This is a genomic window from Fulvimarina thalattae, assembly GCF_040239565.1.
Lineage (GTDB): Bacteria > Pseudomonadota > Alphaproteobacteria > Rhizobiales > Rhizobiaceae > Fulvimarina.
In genome coordinates this window covers 18,664-40,635 of record NZ_JBEHWS010000014.1, presented here as the reverse complement: position 1 = coordinate 40,635, position 21,972 = coordinate 18,664, and the positions used below count along the sequence as shown (strand labels likewise).

General features: G+C 60.0%; 21 protein-coding genes and 1 tRNA gene. 16 read left to right on the top strand and 6 right to left on the bottom strand.

The window, feature by feature from the left end; all coding sequences use genetic code 11:
• Positions 1 to 320 precede the first annotated feature (320 nt).
• Complete coding sequence (locus ABRA89_RS16045; RefSeq protein ID WP_007066149.1) at positions 321 to 464, bottom strand: DUF1127 domain-containing protein; 144 nt, start codon at positions 462 to 464, stop codon at positions 321 to 323.
• 473 nt (positions 465 to 937) lie between these two features.
• On the opposite strand from ABRA89_RS16045, the gene ABRA89_RS16040 reads away from it, so the two are divergent.
• The 7 genes from ABRA89_RS16040 to ABRA89_RS16010 all read left to right on the top strand — a co-directional run bounded on the left by ABRA89_RS16040 (position 938) and on the right by ABRA89_RS16010 (position 10,637).
• Positions 938 to 1,022, top strand: a tRNA-Leu gene (locus ABRA89_RS16040).
• Positions 1,023 to 1,093: 71 nt separating this feature from the next.
• Positions 1,094 to 2,458 (top strand): trigger factor, encoded by a 1,365-nt coding sequence (gene tig / locus ABRA89_RS16035; RefSeq protein ID WP_349942505.1) that lies wholly within the window; start codon positions 1,094 to 1,096, stop codon positions 2,456 to 2,458.
• A 198-nt stretch (positions 2,459 to 2,656) separates the two neighbouring features.
• Positions 2,657 to 5,038 (top strand): mechanosensitive ion channel domain-containing protein, encoded by a 2,382-nt coding sequence (locus ABRA89_RS16030; RefSeq protein WP_349942504.1) that lies wholly within the window; start codon positions 2,657 to 2,659, stop codon positions 5,036 to 5,038.
• Between the two features lie 153 nt (positions 5,039 to 5,191).
• Positions 5,192 to 5,827: an ATP-dependent Clp protease proteolytic subunit gene (locus ABRA89_RS16025; protein ID WP_349942503.1), complete on the top strand. Its 636-nt coding sequence runs from the start codon at positions 5,192 to 5,194 to the stop codon at positions 5,825 to 5,827.
• 212 nt (positions 5,828 to 6,039) lie between these two features.
• Positions 6,040 to 7,308 carry an ATP-dependent Clp protease ATP-binding subunit ClpX gene (gene clpX / locus ABRA89_RS16020; protein WP_349942502.1) on the top strand — a complete coding sequence of 423 codons (1,269 nt, stop codon included), beginning with the start codon at positions 6,040 to 6,042 and terminating at the stop codon, positions 7,306 to 7,308.
• 459 nt (positions 7,309 to 7,767) lie between these two features.
• Positions 7,768 to 10,191 carry an endopeptidase La gene (gene lon / locus ABRA89_RS16015; RefSeq protein ID WP_349942501.1) on the top strand — a complete coding sequence of 808 codons (2,424 nt, stop codon included), beginning with the start codon at positions 7,768 to 7,770 and terminating at the stop codon, positions 10,189 to 10,191.
• Positions 10,192 to 10,361: 170 nt separating this feature from the next.
• A complete protein-coding gene (locus ABRA89_RS16010) occupies positions 10,362 to 10,637 on the top strand; it encodes an HU family DNA-binding protein (protein ID WP_349942500.1) in 276 nt (91 codons plus the stop codon).
• Between the two features lie 177 nt (positions 10,638 to 10,814).
• Here the strand turns inward: ABRA89_RS16010 and ABRA89_RS16005 are convergent, their stop codons facing one another.
• Positions 10,815 to 11,075, bottom strand: coding sequence for a DUF3297 family protein (locus ABRA89_RS16005; RefSeq protein ID WP_349942499.1), 261 nt, complete (start codon positions 11,073 to 11,075; stop codon positions 10,815 to 10,817).
• Between the two features lie 253 nt (positions 11,076 to 11,328).
• On the opposite strand from ABRA89_RS16005, the gene ABRA89_RS16000 reads away from it, so the two are divergent.
• Together ABRA89_RS16000 and rplS are read left to right on the top strand one after the other, a co-directional pair.
• Positions 11,329 to 12,825 (top strand): L,D-transpeptidase family protein, encoded by a 1,497-nt coding sequence (locus ABRA89_RS16000; protein WP_349942498.1) that lies wholly within the window; start codon positions 11,329 to 11,331, stop codon positions 12,823 to 12,825.
• 240 nt (positions 12,826 to 13,065) lie between these two features.
• A complete protein-coding gene (gene rplS, locus ABRA89_RS15995) occupies positions 13,066 to 13,527 on the top strand; it encodes a 50S ribosomal protein L19 (protein WP_349942497.1) in 462 nt (153 codons plus the stop codon).
• A gap of 218 nt (positions 13,528 to 13,745) precedes the next feature.
• Here the strand turns inward: rplS and ABRA89_RS15990 are convergent, their stop codons facing one another.
• Complete coding sequence (locus tag ABRA89_RS15990; protein WP_349942496.1) at positions 13,746 to 14,153, bottom strand: DUF421 domain-containing protein; 408 nt, start codon at positions 14,151 to 14,153, stop codon at positions 13,746 to 13,748.
• Between the two features lie 170 nt (positions 14,154 to 14,323).
• On the opposite strand from ABRA89_RS15990, the gene ABRA89_RS15985 reads away from it, so the two are divergent.
• The 5 genes from ABRA89_RS15985 to ABRA89_RS15965 all read left to right on the top strand — a co-directional run bounded on the left by ABRA89_RS15985 (position 14,324) and on the right by ABRA89_RS15965 (position 18,591).
• Positions 14,324 to 14,818 carry a GNAT family N-acetyltransferase gene (locus tag ABRA89_RS15985; protein WP_349942495.1) on the top strand — a complete coding sequence of 165 codons (495 nt, stop codon included), beginning with the start codon at positions 14,324 to 14,326 and terminating at the stop codon, positions 14,816 to 14,818.
• A 240-nt stretch (positions 14,819 to 15,058) separates the two neighbouring features.
• A complete protein-coding gene (gene sdhC / locus ABRA89_RS15980; protein ID WP_349942494.1) occupies positions 15,059 to 15,448 on the top strand; it encodes a succinate dehydrogenase, cytochrome b556 subunit in 390 nt (129 codons plus the stop codon).
• Positions 15,449 to 15,465: 17 nt separating this feature from the next.
• Positions 15,466 to 15,846, top strand: a complete 381-nt coding sequence (gene sdhD, locus ABRA89_RS15975; RefSeq protein ID WP_349942493.1) for a succinate dehydrogenase, hydrophobic membrane anchor protein — start codon at positions 15,466 to 15,468, stop codon at positions 15,844 to 15,846.
• 3 nt (positions 15,847 to 15,849) lie between these two features.
• Positions 15,850 to 17,700, top strand: a complete 1,851-nt coding sequence (gene sdhA, locus ABRA89_RS15970; RefSeq protein ID WP_349942492.1) for a succinate dehydrogenase flavoprotein subunit — start codon at positions 15,850 to 15,852, stop codon at positions 17,698 to 17,700.
• A 276-nt stretch (positions 17,701 to 17,976) separates the two neighbouring features.
• Positions 17,977 to 18,591 (top strand): hypothetical protein, encoded by a 615-nt coding sequence (locus ABRA89_RS15965; RefSeq protein ID WP_349942491.1) that lies wholly within the window; start codon positions 17,977 to 17,979, stop codon positions 18,589 to 18,591.
• A 172-nt stretch (positions 18,592 to 18,763) separates the two neighbouring features.
• On the opposite strand, the gene ABRA89_RS15960 is transcribed toward ABRA89_RS15965, so the two are convergent.
• Together ABRA89_RS15960 and ABRA89_RS15955 are read right to left on the bottom strand one after the other, a co-directional pair.
• Positions 18,764 to 19,285, bottom strand: a complete 522-nt coding sequence (locus tag ABRA89_RS15960; RefSeq protein WP_349942490.1) for a hypothetical protein — start codon at positions 19,283 to 19,285, stop codon at positions 18,764 to 18,766.
• 301 nt (positions 19,286 to 19,586) lie between these two features.
• On the bottom strand, positions 19,587 to 20,162 hold the full coding sequence (locus ABRA89_RS15955; RefSeq protein ID WP_349942489.1) for a hypothetical protein: 576 nt from the start codon (positions 20,160 to 20,162) through the stop codon (positions 19,587 to 19,589).
• A 167-nt stretch (positions 20,163 to 20,329) separates the two neighbouring features.
• On the opposite strand from ABRA89_RS15955, the gene pncA reads away from it, so the two are divergent.
• Positions 20,330 to 20,962, top strand: coding sequence for a bifunctional nicotinamidase/pyrazinamidase (gene pncA, locus ABRA89_RS15950; protein WP_349942488.1), 633 nt, complete (start codon positions 20,330 to 20,332; stop codon positions 20,960 to 20,962).
• 80 nt (positions 20,963 to 21,042) lie between these two features.
• On the opposite strand, the gene ABRA89_RS15945 is transcribed toward pncA, so the two are convergent.
• Entirely contained in the window at positions 21,043 to 21,285 is a 243-nt protein-coding gene (locus ABRA89_RS15945; RefSeq protein WP_349942487.1) for a hypothetical protein, read from the bottom strand.
• Positions 21,286 to 21,503: 218 nt separating this feature from the next.
• Between ABRA89_RS15945 and msrB the strand changes: the two genes are divergently transcribed.
• Positions 21,504 to 21,920: a peptide-methionine (R)-S-oxide reductase MsrB gene (msrB, locus tag ABRA89_RS15940; protein ID WP_349942486.1), complete on the top strand. Its 417-nt coding sequence runs from the start codon at positions 21,504 to 21,506 to the stop codon at positions 21,918 to 21,920.
• Positions 21,921 to 21,972: the final 52 nt, after the last annotated feature.

Below are 21,972 nucleotides of genomic sequence, written 5' to 3'. Positions count from 1 at the left end.
CCACTGCCGAACAAGATCTGACCTGAATTCCGCGAAAACTTTGCAGGGCACAAACAACAACACCCGCCGGGGGAGGACCGGCGGGTGTCGTATGAACGGAGTCTACTTTGGGAGGAGGAGTGTAGACCCCTTGATCCGCTTCGAAACTCGGGAGGAGGTGAGCCCGAAGCGAAACCCTATGAACTTTGTTGTAGGCGTCCGCCGGGGGGAGGACCCGGCGGACGTCTTACAGAGGTTCACCAAGGGAGGAGTAAGGTGAACCCGTCTTTCGCGGAGACCCTTTGGGAGGAGGTGGGCCGCCGCAAACTGCAATTTTATTCTTAGCCGACTGTGCGCCGCGCAATGGACGGAATATCGTAGCGCGAAATACCGAGATCGTTCAGCTCACGCTGCGAAAGACGGTCCAGTTCCTTGACGGTGTCGCGGTAACGGCGCCAGTTCTTATACGATCTTACGATATCCATCTTAACTTGTCCTGTCCTGACCAGATGCTTGGTCTCGTCTTTGTGGGTCGGCGTTACATTTTTGCTTTCCGCCGTCCGTTGATCTGGAAGCTAATTAGGTTGGTCATGCTTCGCTAGGCGCTCTGCCGCATAGGAGCCATGCATTTTGTGCAGCGCAATAAATCCTGCCCGATAGCGATGCTTAATGCCTCGTTCTTGAGCGATATTCGGAAATTCGAAGATTGATCAGGCTTCGTTAGCGACTTGTGGCTCGTGGGGTGTTGCTACTCGGCAACGAGACAAGGATTGCCCGGTTTGCTGTGGCTTGAGAATGCGGGTTCGACGAGGGCGCAGCGACAAAGCCGTAGAGCTTTATGGAAAAAAGCATGGGTTTCGGGTCGAAAAGGGACGGTTTCTGCCCTTTCGCCGCCTATATGGCGGTGATATAGAGGCCTCGATTCACGCTGGTTTCTCCGAGCCCGGCGTGCCCATTCGCGGGTGTGGCGGAATTGGCAGACGCACTTGGTTTAGGTCCAAGCGCCGAGAGGCATGGGGGTTCAAGTCCCTCCACCCGCACCAGTTCACGACAAGAACGGGATCGACGGCTGTTACGATGGCTCGAGGCCGTCAGGACAAAGAAGGTATAAAGAATGCAGGTGACGGAAACGAAGGCCGAGGGCCTCAAGCGGGAGATCGAGGTGGTCGTACCGGCCTCGGACCTGGAGGCACGGCTTCAGACCCGGCTGCACGAGGCAAAAGACAAGGTGCAATTGAAGGGCTTCCGGCCCGGCAAGGTGCCCGTGTCTCATTTGCGCAAGATGTACGGCAAGTCGTTCATGGCGGAGATCGTCAACGAGATCCTGAAGGACACGCCGCGCAACATCATCGCCGAGCGCAACGAGCGTTCGGCCATGCAGCCTGAAATCGACATGACCGAGGACGAGGCGGAAGCCCAGAAGGTGCTGGACGGCAAGTCCGACTTCAAGTTCACGCTTTCCTACGAAAAGCTTCCGAACTTCGAGCTGGCTAGCACGGAAGGCATGAAGATCGAGCGGCCGATCGTCGAGGTTCCGGATGAGGAAGTCGAGGAACAGGTCAAGCGCGTGGCCGAGAATGCCCGCGAATACACGCCGAAGGACGGCGCGGCCGAGGACGGCGACCGGGTGACCCTCGATTTCGTGGGCAAGATCGATGGCGAAGCCTTCCAGGGCGGTTCGGCGACCGACTCGAACCTCGTGCTTGGTTCGAACCAGTTCATTCCGGGCTTCGAAGAACAGCTCATCGGCGTCTCGGCGGGTGACGAAAAACAGGTCGTCGTGACTTTCCCTGAGGATTACGGCGCACCGGATCTCGCGGGCAAGGAAGCGACCTTCGACACCACGATCAAGTCCGTGGCGTCGCCCGCGGAGGTCGAGATCAACGACGAGCTCGCCAAGAAGCTTGGTCTTGAATCAGAGGAGCGTCTCCGCACGGTCGTCCGTGAGCAGATCGAGAGCCAGTACGGTCAGGCGACCCGCCAGAAGGTGAAGCGCCAGATTCTCGATTCTCTGGACGAGACCTATTCGTTCGAGCTTCCCGAGAAGCTGGTCGAGGCCGAGTTCAACAACATCTGGAATCAGGTGCAGGCCGAACTCTCGCGATCCGGCAAGACCTTCGAGGACGAGGACACCACCGAGGAAAAGGCCAAGGAAGAGTACCGCAAGCTTGCGGAACGCCGCGTGCGTCTCGGTCTCGTCCTCTCTGAAATCGGTGAGAAGGCCGGCATTCAGGTGAGTGAGGAAGAATTGCAGAGGGCAATGTTCGACCAGCTGCGGCGCTATCCGGGCCAGGAACAGCAGGTCTACGAGTTCTATCAGAAGAACCCGGACGCTCTCGCCAGCCTTCGTGCGCCGATCTACGAGGACAAGGTCATCGACAAGCTCCTCGCCGAAGCGGATGTGACGGACAAGGTGGTCAGCAAGGACGAACTCCTCGCGGAAGACGAGGAAGACGAGGCGCTCAGCGTCGCCTCCTGAGGAAAACTTCACGCATTAGTGAGTCCGAAGGCCGGCCAAGCGCCGGCCTTTTTCGTTCTCAGCCAAACCGTCGTCACGATCTGCGCTATCCACGCCGGTGTCGGCTGACGAATAAACCGCTTCCTCCGGGCCACTCGTTGTGGTTCGGCCGCGCCGAACGAATGCCAGGACATCGCAAAATCAGGGACAGGACTTCGCATGCGTCGCATCTCGACAGCCATATTGACGATCGTGGCTGCCATCTTCTTCGCCCAAATCACGCCCAGCCATGCGCAATCGCCGGCCGCTGCTCCGAGTTCGACCGAGGCATCCTCGTCCGGAGAGGGCAGCGAACCCAGTCTCGACGACCTCATCTCGATCCTCGAAAACGAGGAGACGCGCGCAAAGCTGCTCGACTCGCTGAAGGCGGCAGCCTACCAGGCGCCGAACGGAGAGGGTGAGGAAGGCGGACTGATCGACGCACCCGATCCGGACCAGACTCTGCCTGCGCGTATCGCCGATGGCGTGCGCATGTTCGTCGGCAGCGCCGCCGAAGCAGGCTCGGATATCCTGGAAAGCGTGCGCTCGTCAGGAGCTGTCCTTTCAGGCGCCGGCTCGCTCGACATACCGGCAATCCTCAAGGCCGTGCTGCCCGTAGGCCTTGTCGCGATCGTGGTGTTCCTGGTTTTGGGTCTCGGTCGCCTTGCCAAGGCGCCGATATTCCGCAGCCTTGCCGAAACGAGCGCTCATGCGAGCCCGCTCAACAAGCTGCTCCTGCTTGTCCTCTCGGGTCTCATCGATGCGCTCTCGATCGTCCTCAGCTGGGCAGGCGGTATCGTTGCCGCCTCGGTCTTCGCCGACGGGCAGCCCGGCTTCAACCAGCAGCTCTTCCTCAACGCCTTCCTCGTCATCGAGATGATCAAGGTGGTGCTCGCCCTATTCGTCTCGCCGAACTATCCGGGCCTGCGGCTGACACCGTTCTCCAACCGTCAGGCCAGCTATTGGTATTTCTGGCTCTCACGTTTCATTTCGGTGCTCGGCTACACATTCCTGTTCGTCGCGCCCGTCATTCGCTCGGCGACCACCATTCAGGCGGCCGATGCGACGCGCTTCATCGTCGTGATCGCTTGTGTTGTCATGGGTATCTTTCTCGTCCTGAAGAACCGCGGGACCGTGCGTGAGCGGCTCAAGCGCGCCAAGAAGGACGGCGACAACAGCGTCGGCGCACAGATCAATGCGTTCATCGGCCAGATCTGGTGGATCGTCGCGATCGGCTTCATTCTCGCTGCCTTCATCGTCTGGCTCAGAAGTCCGGAGGAGGGACTGCGCTTCCTGACGCTCGGGACGCTGAAGACCATCGCCGCAATGGCCGTCGGCGGACTGATCGTGTCGGTTCTGAGCCGCTGGATCGCGAGCGGCATTCCGATCCCGGAAACGGTGAAGGATAAGCTCCCGCTGCTCGAAAAGCGCGTGAACAGCTTTATCCCCAACGCACTGACGGTCGTCCGTGTCTTCGTCGTCATCGCGGTCCTTGCCTACGTCCTGGAGGCGTGGTCGATCGTGAGTTACTCCAACTGGCTCGCCTCCGAGCCGGGTCAGTCCTTTGTCGGCGGCTTGATAGGCGGTGGCATCATCCTCGTGATCGGAGTGGCCATCTACATCGCCGTTTCTTCATGGATCGAGTATCGGCTCAATCCCAACTACGGTACGATCCCGACAGCCCGTGAGCGGACGCTGCTTTCGCTGTTCCGCAACGCCTTCACCATCACGATGGTGGTCGTCGTGACGATGCTCGTGCTCAGCCAGATCGGTATCGACATAGCGCCACTCCTTGCCGGTGCCGGTGTCGTCGGTCTCGCCATCGGTTTCGGCGCCCAGAAATTCGTGCAGGACATCATTACGGGCGCGTTCATCCAAATTCAGAATGCGATGAACGAGGGCGATATCGTCGAGGTGAACGGCGTGACCGGCGAGGTCGAGCAGCTCACCGTCCGCTCGGTGGGTCTGCGCACGATCGACGGCACCTGGTGCCTGATCCCATTCTCGTCGGTCGATCAGGTGTCCAACTATTCGAAGGATTTTGCCTACTACGTCGCGGATATCGGAGTCGCCTATCGCGAGGACACCGCAAAGGTCGAACAGATGATGGTCGACGCCTTCGGCGAACTGAAGACGACCGCTGTCGCCGAAAACCTGATCGGCGAAATGGAGATGTGGGGTGTGCAGGAGCTTGCCGATTCGGCCGTCGTTATGCGCGGGCGCGTTATGACGAAGCCGGGTACGCAGTGGGGCATCGGGCGCGCATATCGCGGCATCATCAAGCGGATGGCCGACGAGCGCGGCATCGAGATTCCGTTCCCGCACATGACCGTCTGGTTCGGCGAGGATCGCAAGGGTAACGCGCCGCCGATACGCGTTACCGAGAGCGGCGAGACGACCTCGTCCACTTCGCGGCAGATCGAAGGCGAGCGTGCCGACAGCCAAGAGAAACCGTCGCCAGCGCCATCGTCGTCGACCGATTACGGTACATCGGATGCGGGCGGGAAACCGATCCCGCCCGGAGGTGGCGACGTCGATGCCGCCGGGCCGGGTCGCGGCTAGTGGAGATGGGATGATCGGGCACGGTTTCCGTTATGGTCCCGCCTTGCATCACGCCTAGGCTCGGTCCTATCTACGCGAGAGTTCAATATCTGATTTGATTCGCCTCGATCCTTCACGATCGGGGCGAAAAGCGACCAGCGAGACCCCATTACGATGAAGCATCCGATCGAAACCGCCATGAATCTCGTGCCGATGGTGGTTGAGCAGACCAACCGTGGCGAGCGCGCATACGACATCTTCTCGCGCCTTCTGAAGGAACGCGTGATCTTCATCACCGGCCCGATCGAAGATTCCATGGCGACGCTCGTCTGCGCGCAGCTTCTGTTTCTGGAGGCGGAAAACCCGAAGAAGGAAATCGCGCTTTACATCAACTCGCCCGGCGGCGTCGTGACGAGCGGTATGGCGATCTACGACACGATGCAGTTCATCCGCCCGGCCGTGACGACACTCTGCATCGGCCAGGCTGCTTCGATGGGTTCGCTTCTGCTCTGCGCCGGCGAAAAGGACATGCGCTTCGCAACGCCGAACGCCCGCATCATGGTCCATCAGCCAAGCGGCGGCTTCCAGGGTCAGGCCTCGGACATCGAGCGTCACGCCCAGGACATCATCAAGCTGAAGCGCCGGCTGAACGAGACTTACGTGAAGCATACCGGTCAGGATTACGAGACGATCGAGCGCACGCTCGACCGCGATCACTTCATGACCGCCGATGAATCCAAGGAATTCGGCTTGATCGACAAGGTCTATTCGTCGCGGGTCGAGCAGGAAGGCGCAAATAGCGCTTCGTAAGGTCATCAGGACGAAACGGGCCTCGACAAAACAAAGCCGGGCGTTAAGCGCTGCTCAAGATCAATAGGAGATCATGATTCTCTGTTGGAGAATTGGGCAGATTACGTCGCAAAATCGCCACCGGCTTTGCTAAGGTGTAAGACAGCGACTAAGTTGGGCCGAACGTGAGACGGGCTCTCCTCGCGGACCGCCCGAACCGGAAGGAAGAACGAATGAGCAAAACGAGCGGCGGCGACTCAAAGAACACGCTCTATTGCTCTTTCTGCGGAAAGAGCCAGCACGAAGTCCGTAAGCTAATCGCCGGGCCAACGGTCTTCATTTGCGACGAGTGTGTCGAACTTTGCATGGACATCATCCGCGAGGAGAACAAATCCTCGATGGTGAAGTCGCGGGACGGGGTGCCTTCTCCTCAGGAGATCATCGCGGTTCTCGACGACTACGTGATCGGTCAGTCCCACGCCAAGAAGGTGCTGTCCGTCGCGGTCCACAACCACTACAAGCGCCTGGCACATGCGTCGAAGAACAACGACGTCGAGTTGGCGAAGTCGAATATTCTGCTGATCGGTCCGACCGGTTGCGGCAAGACGCTGCTCGCCCAGACGCTCGCCCGCATCATCGACGTGCCGTTCACGATGGCGGATGCGACGACGCTGACCGAGGCTGGTTATGTCGGCGAGGATGTCGAAAACATCATCCTCAAGCTTCTTCAGTCGGCCGACTACAACGTCGAGCGTGCGCAGCGCGGCATCGTCTATATCGACGAGATCGACAAGATCAGCCGCAAGTCCGACAATCCGTCCATAACGCGGGATGTTTCGGGCGAGGGTGTGCAGCAGGCGCTCCTGAAGATCATGGAAGGCACCGTCGCTTCCGTGCCGCCACAGGGTGGGCGAAAGCATCCGCAGCAGGAATTCCTGCAGGTGGATACGGCGAACATCCTCTTCATCTGCGGCGGCGCGTTCGCCGGGCTGGATCGGATCATCTCGGATCGCGGTCGCAAGACGTCGATCGGATTTGCCGCGAATGTCGAGTCGCCGGATGAGCGCAGGTCTGGCGAACTCTTCCGTCAGGTTGAACCGGAAGACCTTCTGAAGTTCGGGCTGATTCCCGAATTTGTCGGCCGTCTTCCGGTTCTGGCGACCCTTGAGGACCTTGATGAGGAGGCCCTCATCTCGATTCTAAGGGAGCCAAAGAACGCCTTGGTCAAGCAGTACCAGCGGCTATTCGACATGGAGAGCGTTCAGCTGACCTTCCAGGACGACGCGCTTGGTGCGATCGCCCGCAAGGCGATCGAGCGTAAGACTGGTGCTCGTGGCCTGCGCTCCATCATGGAGGCCATGCTGCTCGACACCATGTTCGACCTGCCTACCCTCGAAGGCGTTCAGGAGGTCGTTGTTTCGGACGATGTCATCGCGGGCAATGCGCGTCCGCTGTACATCTATTCGGAGCGGACCGAGGAAAAGGAAAACGTCAGCGCCTGATCCGTGCCGACGAACGCTTCGAAAACTGAACGAGAACCCGCCGCGCTCGCCCGAGCTGGCGGGTTCTTGCGTTTCTAGAGCCGGGAATTGGTTGGTGCGATCGGTGGAAACCCGAAACGCCTCGCCACAATAGGGTCGTGGATACATGCTCCGATCGCTTCAACCGTTTGACGCTTTGGTCTAGGGTTCGCGTGGGAGCTCGCCGGCCAGAGCGGAAATTGGCGCTTTGAGCGGACTGACGAGCTTGACGCGGGAAACCGGTTTCGGCGTTCGACGGAAGTGGATGATCCGGTTTCTCGCAAGCCTCCTGCGCGACAGTTTGGTGACGCTGCATAAGCTTGCAATACGGGCCTTCGCGACCCACATTCGCGGGCGTGAGAGGCTCCGGCATGATCGCTCCCGACGAGGATCGGTCCGGAGGGCTCGATAGACGGCGCTTCGCCGTAGAAAGGAATTATCATGTCCAATTTGCCGGAAAGCCGAGACCGGAACGAGGCTGTGCTCTACCCGGTCCTCCCGCTTCGCGACATCGTGGTCTTTCCGCATATGATCGTGCCGCTGTTTGTCGGCCGCGAGAAGTCGATCAAGGCTCTCGAAGAGGTCATGGGAGCGGACAAGCAAATTTTGCTCGCGACCCAGAAAAACGCGAGTGACGAAGATCCGACCGCCGATGCGATTTACGACATCGGAACGGTCGCCAACGTTCTTCAGCTTCTGAAGCTGCCCGACGGCACGGTGAAGGTGCTCGTCGAGGGTATGTCGCGCGCCAAGATCGAAGGCTTTTCCGATCGCACCGAGTGGTATGAGGCGTCGGCTGGTCTCATCGAAGGCGCCGAGGACGATCCGGTCGAGCTCGAAGCGCTCGCGCGTTCGGTGGTTTCCGAGTTCGAAAACTACGTCAAGCTGAACAAGAAGATTTCGCCCGAGGTCGTCGGTGCGGCGAACCAGATCGACGACTACTCCAAGCTCGCGGACACGATCGCTTCGCATCTGGCGATCAAGCTTCCCGAGAAGCAGGAAATGCTCAGCCTCGTCTCGGTCAAGGACCGGCTCGAAAAGGCGCTCGGCTTCATGGAATCCGAGATTTCGGTCCTTCAGGTCGAGAAGCGCATCCGCTCGCGCGTCAAGCGCCAGATGGAGAAGACGCAGCGCGAGTACTATCTCAACGAGCAGATGAAGGCGATCCAGAAGGAACTTGGCGACGGCGAGGACGGCCGTGACGAGATGGCCGAGCTGGAAGAGCGCATCAAGAAGACCAAGCTCTCCAAGGAGGCCCTCGAAAAGGCCAACGCGGAGATGAAAAAGCTCAAGCAGATGTCTCCGATGTCTGCCGAGTCGACGGTCGTACGCAACTATCTCGATTGGCTTCTGGGCTTGCCCTGGGGCAAGACCTCACGCGCCAAGATCGATCTCAAGAAGGCCGAGGGCATTCTCGACGGCGATCACTATGGCCTCGAAAAGGTCAAGGAACGTATCGTCGAATATCTCGCGGTTCAGAGCCGGCAGAGCAAGCTGAAGGGACCCATCCTGTGTCTCGTCGGGCCTCCGGGCGTCGGTAAGACCTCGCTTGCCAAGTCGATCGCGAAGGCGACGAGCCGCGAATATGTTCGCATGGCACTCGGCGGCGTGCGCGACGAGGCCGAGATTCGCGGTCACCGGCGTACTTACATCGGCTCGATGCCCGGTAAGGTCATCCAGTCGATGAAGAAGGCCAAGAAGTCCAATCCGCTCTTCCTGCTCGACGAGATCGACAAGATGGGACAGGACTTCCGCGGCGATCCGTCTTCGGCCCTGCTCGAAGTGCTCGATCCGGAGCAGAACTCCACCTTCATGGACCACTATCTCGAGGTCGAGTACGATCTCTCTCCGGTCATGTTCGTGACGACCGCCAATACGCTGAACATCCCCGGTCCTTTGATGGACCGTATGGAAGTGATTCGGATTGCCGGTTACACCGAAGACGAGAAGGTCGAGATCGCAAAACGCCATCTCCTGCAGAAGGCAATTCGCGATCATGCGCTGAAGGAGAGCGAGTTCTCGATCGACGACAGTGCGCTTTACGAGATCGCGCGGCGATACACACGCGAAGCAGGCGTTCGTAACTTCGAGCGTGAGCTGATGACGCTTGCCCGGAAGGCCGTCACTACGATTCTCAAGGGCGAGACCGAGACGGTTCACGTCACGGCCGAGAACATCTCCGATTATCTCGGAGTGCAGAAGTATCGGTTTGGCGAAGCCGAGACTGAGGATCAGGTCGGTGTTGTCACAGGTCTCGCCTGGACTGAGGTCGGCGGCGAACTGCTAACGATCGAAGGCATCATGATGCCCGGCAAGGGCAAGATGACCGTCACCGGCAACCTCAAGGATGTGATGAAGGAGTCGATCTCGGCTGCGGCATCCTACGTTCGCGCGCGTGCCCTCGACTATGGCGTCAAGCCGCCGCTCTTCGAGAAGCGGGACATTCACGTCCACGTTCCCGAAGGTGCAACGCCTAAGGACGGTCCGTCCGCCGGCACCGCCATGGCGACGGCGATAATCTCGGTTCTGACGGGCATTCCGGTTCGCCGGGATATCGCGATGACCGGCGAGATCACGCTGCGGGGCCGCGTGCTTCCGATCGGCGGCTTGAAGGAAAAGCTTCTCGCTGCGCTGCGGGGTGGTATCAAGAAGGTTCTGATCCCGGAGGAAAATGCCAAGGATCTGGCGGAAATCCCGGATAACGTGAAGAACAACCTTGAGATTGTGCCCGTATCACGTATGGGGGAGGTTCTTGAGCATGCGCTGTTGCGCCAGCCGGAACCGGTCGAATGGTCGGAGAGCGAGGAACCGCTTCAGGGACGTTCGCCCCTCGAGGAAGAGGGCGCAACGGCTGTTGCGCACTAAGCTCACCGAACCAATTTTAAACAAATACCTTCCTTCGTTGCCGGATTTTGTTATGAATCGGGCGAAGGAAGGGCGCTAAACCGTTGCCGTCAGGCCTATTCTGCGCCACATTCTGTCACCAATCCGCGCTGGGATGCGCAGAGATTCGAAAGCCTGGAGGTTATTAATCCATGAACAAGAACGAGCTGGTCAGCGCGGTTTCCGAGAAAGCCGACCTTTCCAAGCAGCAGGCAAGCGCTGCCGTCGACGCTGTATTCGGCACGATCGAGGAAGCGCTCGCTGACGGTGGCGATATCCGTCTCGTCGGTTTCGGCACATTCGCCGTCACCCACCGGAACGCGTCCAAGGGCCGCAATCCGTCGACCGGCGCGGAAGTCGATATTCCCGCTCGCAACGTTCCGAAGTTCACTCCGGGCAAAGGCCTGAAGGACTCGGTCAACAAGTGACTGTCTCGTAGGCGAAGCGCGGCATAGCCACAGCTTCGGTCTATGGAATTGAAAGGGCATCCTCGCCGATTGGTGCGAGGTTGCCCTTTTCTTTTGGTGAGCATGGGCCGGGCGTGCGCCTTTCGAAACATCAAGACGCAGGGTGCCGGTTGAAAGTACGGCGTGGATGCCGGAGAGCTATTCGGCTTCGGATGTGCCGGTTTCGTCCTCGAAATAGGGCTCGACCTTGCCCTTCAGCTTGATCTGAAGCGGATTGCCCTTGCGGTCGCGGGCCTTGCCGGCCTGAACCTTTATCCAGCCTTCCGAAACGCTGTATTCCTCGACATTGGTCTTCTTCGTACCATTGAAAAGGATGCCGACGCCTCGTGCGAGGGCATCACCATCGTAGTGCGGGCTGGAGGGATCGATCGAAAGGCGGTCTGGGGGCGTCTCGGCCATAGAGCAGGTCTCCTTGCAGTTTGTATCCGGTCGCTCCGGACGATTTGTCAGCGATATCCCGCACCATGCAGGGCGGCACAAGCCTTCGCATTCAAGCTCGGCTCCAGCCAAGCGCCCCTTCGGCCATTTTCATGTCTCGTTCATGGGGCATCAGAAACACTTAGGGCGCATATGAACCCGATCTCAAACCCGACCGGCGCTTGCGTCTTCGGCCGATCGGGAATGCTTCGATTTCGATTTAGGGGATGGACGGATGAAATTGGACGGTCGGGGAACGACATTGCGCGGTCTGCTCGCCATGAGCACGGCGCTGGCCTGCCTCGCCATGAGTGTGCCGAGCGCCGAGGCGCAAGGCTATATCCCGCCCGACGCCGTCGACTCCTACGTTGATCAGTACGGACGTGAAGTCTTCCTCGATATCGATGGACGTGTCGTCGCGGTCATTCAGCCGGATCGGTTCCAGCAGCGCCGTGACCGCTTCGAGGAACGTCGCGGTCAGGTGTTCGACAGGCCTCCTCCGCCCGGGGTAACGCTCGAAGGTCCGGCTTTCGAGTTTCCGGGTGATTCCTTGGCGAACCAGAATCCTGGTGGGTTCGAGGACGAACGTCCCAATACGATCGATCCCTATGACGAAGACCCGCAATTCGACGGCGGCCCGGTCGAGGCCGCACCGCTGCCGGCGCCGTCCGATCAGCCGCAGCCAGACTTGCAGCCCGAAACCCAGGCAGCGGAGCTCCCGCAATCGAACCAGCCGATGGGACCTGAGGCTGATCTGCCGCCTCCCGATGCACCCATCGTGACCAACGGCCCCACCGAAAGCGCCAATCCTCTCGAACCGACGTTCCAGGAGCAGACGATCGAGGAGACCGATCCGGCTCCGCAGGTCGCCACCCCGCAGGGTGAAGACAAGAAGGCCGCTGTGGCAGCGCTTCAGGTGATTCTCGACAGGGCGGGCATGAGCCCCGGCGTTATCGACGGACGTATGGGCTCCAACGTCAACAAGGCGGTCGCGGCTTATGAAGAGAAGTTCGGACGCAAGCTTTCCACGGGTGATAGCCGCGCTCTGGCGGACATGCTGGACGAAACCGGCGGTCCTGCCGTCATCAGCTATGAGCTGACGGCCGAGGATGTCAGCGGTCCCTATGTGGCGCAGATACCGACCGACTACGCCGAGAAGGCCAAGCTCCCGGCGATGAGCTTCGAGCGTCCGGTCGAAAAGCTCGCCGAGAAATTCCACATGGACGAGGATTATCTGAAAGAGATCAATCCGGGAGCCGATTTCTCCCGGGCGGGTACTCGCATCAAGGTCATGAGTGTCGGCAAGAACGTCGATGGCAAGGTCGCGCGCATCGTCGCCGACAAGGGCCGCGAGCAGGTGCGCGTCTACAACGCCCTCGACGAGCTGATCGCCGCCTATCCCTCCACCATCGGTTCGAGCTCGACACCGTCACCGTCCGGAACGGTCCAGGTCAATCGCATCGCGTTCGATCCGAACTACACCTACAACCCGAAGATCAACTTCAAGCAGGGCGAAAACGACAAGATCCTGACCATTCCGCCCGGTCCGAACGGCCCGGTCGGCTCGATCTGGATCGCGCTGTCAAAGCCCACCTATGGCATTCATGGCACGCCGGAGCCCTCCAAGATCGGCAAGACCAACAGCCATGGCTGTGTGCGGCTGACGAACTGGGATGCCTACGAACTTGCCAAGATGGTCCGCCCGGGCGCCACGGTCGAGTTTATAGAATAAGAGAACACAGCTTGAGGGCGGAGCAGAGGCTTCCGCCCTCATCGGTAGCGTCTTTTCGCGGTTCAGCCATCGCTGAGGCCGATTGAACGAACGATTTTGCCGATTTGTCGTTATGCACCCCGTGACAAAGCGCCGGGCTTGGTGTAACGACGCGCACGATTTCCTCAGAATAACAGAGCCGTTTGATCGGCCATGTCGGGGTTTTATCCGCTCCGGAATGCAACGAATTGAGGCTATGCCATGAATATCATCCAGGAACTCGAAGCCAGCGAAGCCGAACGCATTTCGGCCATCCGCAAAATCCCGGAATTCTCCGCCGGCGATACCGTCCGCGTCAATGTGCGCGTTACGGAAGGTACCCGCACCCGTGTCCAGGCCTATGAGGGCGTCTGCATCGCGCGCTCGGGCAAGGGTCTGCAGGAGAACTTCACGGTTCGCAAAATCTCCTACGGCGAAGGCGTCGAGCGCGTGTTTCCCGTTTTCTCGCCACAGCTCGATTCGGTCGAAGTCGTGCGTCGCGGCAAGGTCCGTCGTGCCAAGCTCTATTACCTGCGCAATCGCCGCGGTAAGTCGGCCCGTATCGTCGAGGCGACCAATGTGCGCGCCCGTCGTCTGAACGAAGACTCCCGCCAGATCGCAGCCGAACAGCGCGAGAAGGCGAAGGCGGAAAAGGAAGCTGCCAAGTCCGGCGCAGCTGAATAAGACTTAAGAGCCTCATGCTCTCAGAATGACGAAAGGCGGTTCATGTGAGCCGCCTTTTTTGTATCCGGCACATCGGCTCAATTTTCGACGTTCATACCGGCTGCCCCAAGGCCGTGTCGAAATTCTGCACCGGTATTATCGTCCCGAAATCTGCGCCGTCCGGCTTTCCAATGATCGAGAACGATCCGTCGGTCTTCAATAGGACGGCTTTGACCCTTTCAGGCTCGCTCACCCCCCTCAGCCCTCAGGAGAGCGAGAATCTCGTCGCGTGCGATCCGCTCACGACGCATGACCCGCTCGAGGAACTGGCCGTCGAAGAAGAGGAGCGTCGGTTCGGCCTTTACCAGCCGTTCGAACCGCTCCGATCGAACCGAACTCCAGGCGACCACGAACTGAAGTCCCAGCAGAACCGCAAAGGCAAGAATTCCCTCGGCAAGCGCGACACTCGACGACAGAACGACTGAAGCCAGTGTCGAACCGAGCGCAACGGTGACGATCATGTCGAAGGCGTTGAGCTTGGCGAGCGAACGTTTGCCCGAAAGGCGGATGAGCGCGATCAGGGCCGCATAGGCGAGCGGCGCGACGACGATGACACGCAGCGTGCCGAACCAGCTGTCGAAAAACATGGGTGACTCCTCCTGCGACGTTTCCTGATGAGGAACCGCCACTTGGCTTCCCGTCGGTCCGCGACCAGCCGTCGGTTCGACGTCGCACCCCCGATCGGGAACACTCCGTCGTGATGAATTCGCCAGCTACCTGCTTGACGCGCGCCCTTCTTCGCCGAATTTTCGCAGACATGAATGATGTCCGAGAAAAGACGCCAGCGCCTGATTTCGAAATTCGCGTCCTGCGATTGGGCGAAGCTGCGGAACTGGCGCCGCTCATCGCGGCCTATAACCGTTCGCTCTTCTCCGAAGCTCCGGGAATGCCTGACGTTTCATATGCCGAAAAGCTGCTGCAGGACCGCACGGCGGAAGTGCTGGGAGCAAGGCTCGACGGTGAGCTCGTCGGTTTCGTCGTCTTCTACGACATTCCTGATTTGTGGACCGGTATGCGCTCCGGGCTTGCCGACCACATTTATGTCGATCAAGACCACCGCCGAAAAGGTATTGCCAAGGCTATGATCGACCTTCTGGCCGAGGAAGCCGACCCGCGCGGCTGGTCAAAGCTCGTTCTCCATTCGCCGCGCAATCCGGAAGCCGGACGCCAGCTCTACGAGCGGGTTGCTGCTCCCGCCGACTGGAAAAGCTTCGTCATCCGTTTTTCCGACCGAAGCCTGCCGCCGCGATGATTCTGACGCGGAGCGACGAATTCACTCATGCCGGCAGTCGAGGCCCCGCAAAGCGGGCATGCCAATCGATTGAAAGCGGACGTGGGCCATTGCGCAACGCGCCAACCGTGCGGAAATCTTGCTTTCGTGCCTATGTTGCTTCTTTTAAAGACGATCTAGAACGAAGTGGGGGCATGGGTCTATGGTGCGCCGCATCATGAGCTGCCGAGCCGCTCGCATTCGAAGACGGAAAGGACCGAGATGTCCGACGTGAAGTCGAACCGACCACTTTCGCCGCATCTGACGATCTACAAATTTCGCCCCACGATGGCGATGTCGATTGTCCACCGCATCACCGGCGGCGCCCTCTATTTCGGAACCATCCTGATCGTCTGGTGGCTGGCCGCCGCCGCGAGCGGTGAGGAGGCCTTCGAGACCGCGTCCTGGTTCTTCGGCTCGTTCATCGGCATCCTCATCCTGATGGGCTATAGCTGGGCGCTCTTCCACCACGCGCTCGGCGGCATCCGGCATTTCATCTGGGATACCGGTCATGGCCTCTCGAAGGAGACCTCCACGAAATTTGCACAGATGACGCTGATCGGATCGCTGGGCCTCACCGTGATCCTTTGGCTCGGCATCTGGATTTTTTGAGCAGGAAGGACGTTTCAATGGCTGATATGCGGACACCCCTCAACCGCGTGCGCGGCATGGGCGCCTCCAGCGGCGGTACCGAGCATTTCTGGCAGCAGCGCCTGACGGCGATCGCCAATCTCGTGCTCTTCACCACCTTCCTCATCATCGTCCTCGCCTCGATCGGCGACGACATCACCGAGGTGCGAGAAACCTTCGGCAATCCGATTATCGGCACGCTTGCAGCGCTGATGATCGTCTCGGCCTGCGTCCATATGCGGCTTGGCATGCAGACGATCCTGGAAGATTACGTACATGGGCCGATGAAGTGGCCGCTGGCGATTGCCAACACCTTCTTCGCCTGTCTGATCGCGGCCCTCGGCCTCTATGCGATCGTGAAAATGAGCTTCGGAGGCTGAACCATGGCGGGTAACGAGACGAACGGCCAGCCGCATCGGCAAGCATCGAAGCAGAACGGCAAGGCCTACACCTATGTCGACCACGAGTTCGACGTCGTCGTGGTCGGCGCCGGTGGCTCTGGCCTGCGGGCGACACTCGGCATGGCAGAGCAAGGGCTTCGCACCGCTTGCATCACCAAGGTCTTCCCGACGCGCTCGCACACCGTTGCAGCCCAGGGCGGTATCGCGGCTTCGCTGAAGAACATGACGCCGGACTCATGGCAGTGGCATCTCTACGATACGCTGAAGGGCTCGGATTGGCTCGGCGATGTCGACGCCATGCAGTATCTCGCCATGGAAGCACCCAAGGCGGTCTACGAGCTCGAGCACTATGGCGTGCCGTTCTCGCGCACTGAAGATGGCCTGATCTACCAGCGGCCCTTCGGTGGCCATATGCAGAACTTCGGCGAAGGCCCCCCGGTCCAGCGCACATGCGCCGCTGCGGACCGGACGGGCCATGCGATCCTTCACACGCTCTATGGTCAGTCGCTGAAGAACAATGCGCAGTTCTTCATCGAGTATTTCGCGATCGACCTGATCATGTCCGACGACGGCCGCTGCACCGGTGTCGTTGCCTGGGATCTCGACGACGGTACCATCCACCGCTTCTCGGCAAAGATGGTGGTCCTCGCGACGGGCGGTTATGGCCGCGCCTATTTCTCGGCAACCTCTGCCCACACCTGCACCGGTGACGGCGGCGGCATGGTGGCCCGCGCCGGCCTGCCGCTTCAGGACATGGAATTTGTCCAGTTCCACCCGACCGGCATTTACGGCGCAGGCTGCCTCATCACCGAAGGTGTGCGCGGTGAGGGCGGTTATCTCGTCAATTCGGAAGGCGAGCGCTTCATGGAGCGCTACGCGCCGTCGGCGAAGGACCTTGCATCCCGCGACGTCGTCTCTCGCTGCATGACCATGGAGATCCGCGAGGGCAGGGGCGTCGGCAAGGAGAAGGACCACATCTTCCTCCATCTCGACCATCTCGACCCGAAGATCCTGCACGAGCGCCTGCCGGGCATTTCGGAGAGCGCCAAGATCTTCGCCGGCGTCGATGTGACGCGCGAGCCGATCCCGGTTCTGCCGACGGTCCATTACAATATGGGCGGCATCCCGACGAATTATCACGGTGAGGTCCTCAACCCGACCGCAGACAATCCGGACCAGATCGTGCCCGGACTGATGGCCGTCGGTGAAGCCGGCTGTGCTTCGGTTCACGGCGCGAACCGCCTCGGCTCGAACTCGCTGATCGATCTCGTCGTCTTCGGTCGTGCCGCTGCGATCAAGGCCGGACAGGTGGTCGACCGCAATTCGCCCGCGCCGCAGATCAACGAGACGGCCTGCGACAAGATCATGGCTCGCTTCGACAAGGTGCGTCATGCGTCCGGCTCTAGCCCAACCGCTGCCGTTAGGGAGCGCATGCAGAAGGCAATGCAGGACGATGCTGCCGTCTTCCGCACGCAGGAAACGCTGGAGAGCGGCTGTAAGCGTGTCTCTGAAATCTGGGACGAGCTGTCGGACCTTCGGGTCAACGACCGCTCGATGATCTGGAATTCCGATCTCGTCGAGACGCTGGAGCTGGAGAACTTGATGGCGAACGCCATCACGACTGTCTACTCCGCCGAAGCCCGCAAGGAGAGCCGCGGAGCCCATGCCCGCGAGGATTTCACCGAGAGAGACGACCAGAACTGGCGTCACCATACGCTCGCGACGGTCTCCGAAGCCGGCAAGGTCGATCTCAGCTATCGCCCCGTCCACGTCGACTTCATCGCCGAGGGCATGCCGGAAGAGAAGATGGCGCCGAAGAAACGCGTCTATTGATCTTTAGAAGTCCTTCGACCCCTTGCCGGCTGTTCATGTCGGCAAGGGATACCTTGCGAAGCATTCTATCCGATCCCGCGACCGCCCTTTCCAAGATTTAACGCGCGTCCGTCGCTTCGGCCCGCTATGAGGGCTGCCGGTGTCGCTTCCGCCTTTCGCGCGCGATTCGCCATGTTCTCATCGGACACTGCGATCGGTGTTCAAGCGGGGGGCGGGCAGGGAGAACTGGGCCGCGTCGCGTTGCGAAGCGGCACAACAAGAATTCTGGGAGAAAACATGCACAACGTCCTCAAGAGACAATCGAGTGTCTTCGCGCTTGCTGCCGCAGTCGTCCTTGGCCTTTCCGCGAGCAGCTTCGCGCAGGATGGCTCCTCGACGCAGCCTGACGCGTCCGAGCCGGCCGCGAACATGGAAAGCGCCGCACCCTCGGTGAGCGATGACAGCTCCAGCTCGACTCAGATTCAAGGCGAGCAGCCGAGCAATCAGGTCGGCGAAAAGTTCGAACTGCCGCGCTATTCCGAAGATAATCAGGTCGAGCTGATTACCGGGCTTTGCGGCATCCAGATGAAAGAGATGAGCAAACCGGCTTGCGGATGCCTCGCGGAAGCTTCGCTCGACGAATTGTCCGATCCGCAGCGTGACTACCTGATCGCTTCCGTTGTCGCGCCACCGGTGTCCGACCGCATGATTGGCGACGGTCGTGTGACCGAGGCGGATCAGAAAGAGATTTTTGCCTTCCTTCAATCTTCGTCGGAGTCTTGCAAGGCGGAATTCGCGGATGCGGACGCTGCGGCACCGGCTGATGCGGATAGCTCCGCGCCGGCGGCAACGGAAACGCCAGAGACGTCTTCTGGCAATGCGGCCGAGGGCGGCAGCGAGACCGCGAACTGAAGAGCGGTCGGCAAAAGCTGCCGGTCGAGACAATTCGAAGTATGAGAATCGAAAAGGCCGGACACCCAATGTCCGGCCTTTCTTATGATGTCCGATTTTCCGACCGGCTTCATCGGCATGCCAGCCTGATCAGATCATTATCACTCTGTGTAATCCGAATTCGATTTTTGAATCAGGCGCCGGGGCCGTTGATCACCGCCTTGGTGTCGCGGATCGTCTGCACATTGTGCTTCAGAACGGTCGGCTGCTCGGCCATGGTGAAGGTCGTTGGATCACGGCCGAGAGCGGAAATTTCCTGCTCGATTGCGGCGCGGGTCGTATCGCAGTTCGCGTATGCGAGATTAGCGCCAACCGCTTCGTCGAAGGCGTTTGGCGCGACCTTCATCGATTCGTCATAGTTGCAGAATGCGTCGGCGCGAAGGGCCTGCTCGAAGGTTTCAGAGATCGAGGTCCCCATCTCGGCTTCGATGACGTTCTTCCGCGCATTGTAGTTTTTGAGATAGGTCTGGGACATCGCAAGCCGGCACTGCGCATAGACCAGTTCGCCCGGCTTCAGGAGGAGGCTCTTGCAATGAGCGTCTTCCTGATAGGCCACCGGATCGAAGACATTTTCGACTGCCTCTCCCGAGTCGCTCACGCAGCCGGCAAGGAGACCGATCGACAGAACCGAGACCAGCGTTCGAATTACACGCATCGACTTGTCGCTTCCCAAACATGTTCGAATTGAGCGAAATCGCTTCTTCGGAGGCGATTGAAAGCCTCCGTCCGGCGGCACCTTACCGCCGCAGCATCACGCTGCCGTTCCTGAAGGCAAAGTCCTAAAATCCGGCAAAGCTATGACAGGTTTTGGAGAGGTTCGCTCAGACATGCGAGCAGGAAGCTGCTGTTGCGAAAAGGCAAATCTGAGAATCAAACTTTTCTATTCTTCATGCCGCCGGATGCGGACCCAGCCTGTCGAGAATCAGGAACCGAATTCAGGTTGCGATAGACCAGTATCAGTTTTCCGGCACGGTATCGGTATCGGTATCGGAATCGGCATCGGAGGAGGATGCTTCTGCCGAGCTATCGTTGGCCTCTGATGAACCGCCTTGATCGCCGGAACCGCTCTCATCGGAAGAGCCATCCTCCATACCCGCAGTGCCCATCTCCGAACCGCTTGCGGAGGGACTTTCCAGATCGCTCTTCACGGCCGCGATGAGGTCCTCGTTGACCGATTTCGCCGCGCAGGTTCGCACCGCGCTCACCGTTTCCTGTTGGTCGAGATCGCTCTCGCGCACCGGACAGACTTCGCTGGCAAGATCCGGGTCGATCGCGATCGTCAGAGGCAGGTCCGAGATCGCGACGGAGAGTTCTTCCGAGATCTTCGTCCGAACATCCCAGTCGCCGAGCGAGACGTCCACCTTTTCCGATGAGATCGGATCCTCGCCATTTGTTATGGATTGAGCTGCCTCGCTCAGATCCTGATCAGCCAGCGGCGTCGCCGATTCGTCATCCGACTGGGCGAGGGCGGGATGCCAGGAGACCCCGAGGGTGAGAATTGAGGCTGCGAGAATGAGCCGGGAACGGTTCATGGATGAGACCTTCGCAAGACTTTAGATTTCGTTCACGCACCATGTTGGCGCAATGCGGCGTTTCGCCAAGGGAAGGCGGCCAAAAAGCGGGCAATGGTGGCCATATTGTCAGATTGCGCCCCTGCTCGACATATCCGTTGAGGATCACAGAAAGGAGACGGCGCGGAATGGCAGCGATCAAACCGACTAGGACCGATGCTCTCGCTATCGTCGATGTGCAGAACGATTTCTGCGAGGGTGGGGCGCTCGCCGTGCCGGACGGCGATGCTGTCGTGCCGGTGATCAATGATCTCGCTCAACGCTTTGGTATCGTCGTGCAGACTCAGGATTGGCACACGCCGGGTCATGCCTCCTTTGCGAGCAGTCATGGCAAGCAGCCCTTCGAGACCACCGAGCTCTCTTATGGCTCGCAGGTGCTGTGGCCCGACCACTGCGTCATGGGATCGACCGGCGCTGAATTTCACCCGAAGCTAGATGTCGCTCAGGTGCAAATGATCGTGCGCAAGGGCTTTCACCCGGCGGTGGATAGCTATTCGGCCTTTCAGGAGGCGGACAGGACGACCGATACGGGTCTTGCGGGCTATCTGCGCGAGCGCGGCGTCACACGCCTCTTCGTCTGCGGCCTTGCCTACGATTTCTGCGTCAGCTGGACGGCTCAGGACGGGCGCGAGGCGGGCTTCAAAGTTTTCGTTATCGAGGATGCTTGCCGGGCGATCGACATGGATGGATCGCGTGCGGCGGCGCGGGAGGAGATGGACGACAAAGGCTGCGAGTTCATCCAATCATCAGCCATCGGGTGAGAGCAGGTCGGCGTTTTTCCGCCAGGGTGCGCTTCGGAGAGCCGGCAGCAATGCCGGCCCTCACGAGTGCTGAGAAACGCTTATTCTTCGAGGTCTCGTGGACCCTTTTTCAGATCGTCCGTATCCTCGTCCACTTCGACTGCGCGCGAAGGGCGGCGCTCCAGTTCGCCGCCGAGCTCATCGGGGCTGCCCGGACGGTCGAAGTCGTTGTCCAGCGAGGGGCGGGCCTTCGGCGCCTGCTTGCGGAAGCCGAGGTCCTGGTCGCGGTCCTGCACGTCCGGCTGGTTTTGCTGATTGTCGAATTTCGTCGGTCCTTTGGTCACTGTCGATACGCTCCTTGCCGGATCAGTCTTCACTTCTCTGCGCTGTCCTCGACCAGGACGACGCTTCTTGCGTTGTAATTCCGGTCGGCCGATTCGCGTTCCGCGGCCTGCGCGAGAAAGCCTTGAGGCGCGACGATCTGCGCATAAGGTCCCAGACGTCTTGCTCGCGTGGCGTCCGTAACCACATTGAGCGTAAGAGATTTCGAGGAGTTCAGATCATGGATGTACAGAGCGACCAGCAGTTTCCCGTCACGCGCACAGACGAAGAGTGGCGCCAGCTGCTTACGCCCGAACAGTATCAGGTCATGCGTCGGCACGGCACTGAGAGGCCTGGCAGTTGCGCGCTGCTATCGGAGAAGCGTGCCGGCACCTTCACCTGCGCCGGTTGCGGGCAGCCGCTCTTCGTTTCGAAGACGAAGTTCGAAAGTGGCACCGGGTGGCCGAGCTTCGACACGCCCGTTGATGGCGCGGTCGAGGAAAGCCACGATACCAGCCACGGCATGGTGCGGACCGAGTGTCATTGCAGCCAGTGCGGCAGTCACCTGGGCCACGTCTTCCCGGACGGCCCCCCGCCGTCAGGTTTGCGCTATTGCATCAACGGTGTTGCGCTCAACTTCGAGCCTGCCGACCCATAGGCTGCCAACCGCATCCGAACACGAAAAAGCCGGCGCGATTTTCTCAGGCCGG

Excerpts from the sequence above, each read along its gene's own strand:
- ABRA89_RS16045 (WP_007066149.1), bottom strand. The coding sequence starts at position 464 with ATGGATATCGTAAGATCGTATAAGAACTGGCGCCGTTACCGCGACACC.
- tig (WP_349942505.1), top strand. The coding sequence starts at position 1,094 with ATGCAGGTGACGGAAACGAAGGCCGAGGGCCTCAAGCGGGAGATCGAG.
- ABRA89_RS16030 (WP_349942504.1), top strand. The coding sequence starts at position 2,657 with ATGCGTCGCATCTCGACAGCCATATTGACGATCGTGGCTGCCATCTTC.
- ABRA89_RS16025 (WP_349942503.1), top strand. The coding sequence starts at position 5,192 with ATGAAGCATCCGATCGAAACCGCCATGAATCTCGTGCCGATGGTGGTT.
- clpX (WP_349942502.1), top strand. The coding sequence starts at position 6,040 with ATGAGCAAAACGAGCGGCGGCGACTCAAAGAACACGCTCTATTGCTCT.
- lon (WP_349942501.1), top strand. The coding sequence starts at position 7,768 with ATGTCCAATTTGCCGGAAAGCCGAGACCGGAACGAGGCTGTGCTCTAC.
- ABRA89_RS16010 (WP_349942500.1), top strand. The coding sequence starts at position 10,362 with ATGAACAAGAACGAGCTGGTCAGCGCGGTTTCCGAGAAAGCCGACCTT.
- ABRA89_RS16005 (WP_349942499.1), bottom strand. The coding sequence starts at position 11,075 with ATGGCCGAGACGCCCCCAGACCGCCTTTCGATCGATCCCTCCAGCCCG.
- ABRA89_RS16000 (WP_349942498.1), top strand. The coding sequence starts at position 11,329 with ATGAAATTGGACGGTCGGGGAACGACATTGCGCGGTCTGCTCGCCATG.
- rplS (WP_349942497.1), top strand. The coding sequence starts at position 13,066 with ATGAATATCATCCAGGAACTCGAAGCCAGCGAAGCCGAACGCATTTCG.
- ABRA89_RS15990 (WP_349942496.1), bottom strand. The coding sequence starts at position 14,153 with ATGTTTTTCGACAGCTGGTTCGGCACGCTGCGTGTCATCGTCGTCGCG.
- ABRA89_RS15985 (WP_349942495.1), top strand. The coding sequence starts at position 14,324 with ATGAATGATGTCCGAGAAAAGACGCCAGCGCCTGATTTCGAAATTCGC.
- sdhC (WP_349942494.1), top strand. The coding sequence starts at position 15,059 with ATGTCCGACGTGAAGTCGAACCGACCACTTTCGCCGCATCTGACGATC.
- sdhD (WP_349942493.1), top strand. The coding sequence starts at position 15,466 with ATGGCTGATATGCGGACACCCCTCAACCGCGTGCGCGGCATGGGCGCC.
- sdhA (WP_349942492.1), top strand. The coding sequence starts at position 15,850 with ATGGCGGGTAACGAGACGAACGGCCAGCCGCATCGGCAAGCATCGAAG.
- ABRA89_RS15965 (WP_349942491.1), top strand. The coding sequence starts at position 17,977 with ATGCACAACGTCCTCAAGAGACAATCGAGTGTCTTCGCGCTTGCTGCC.
- ABRA89_RS15960 (WP_349942490.1), bottom strand. The coding sequence starts at position 19,285 with ATGCGTGTAATTCGAACGCTGGTCTCGGTTCTGTCGATCGGTCTCCTT.
- ABRA89_RS15955 (WP_349942489.1), bottom strand. The coding sequence starts at position 20,162 with ATGAACCGTTCCCGGCTCATTCTCGCAGCCTCAATTCTCACCCTCGGG.
- pncA (WP_349942488.1), top strand. The coding sequence starts at position 20,330 with ATGGCAGCGATCAAACCGACTAGGACCGATGCTCTCGCTATCGTCGAT.
- msrB (WP_349942486.1), top strand. The coding sequence starts at position 21,504 with ATGGATGTACAGAGCGACCAGCAGTTTCCCGTCACGCGCACAGACGAA.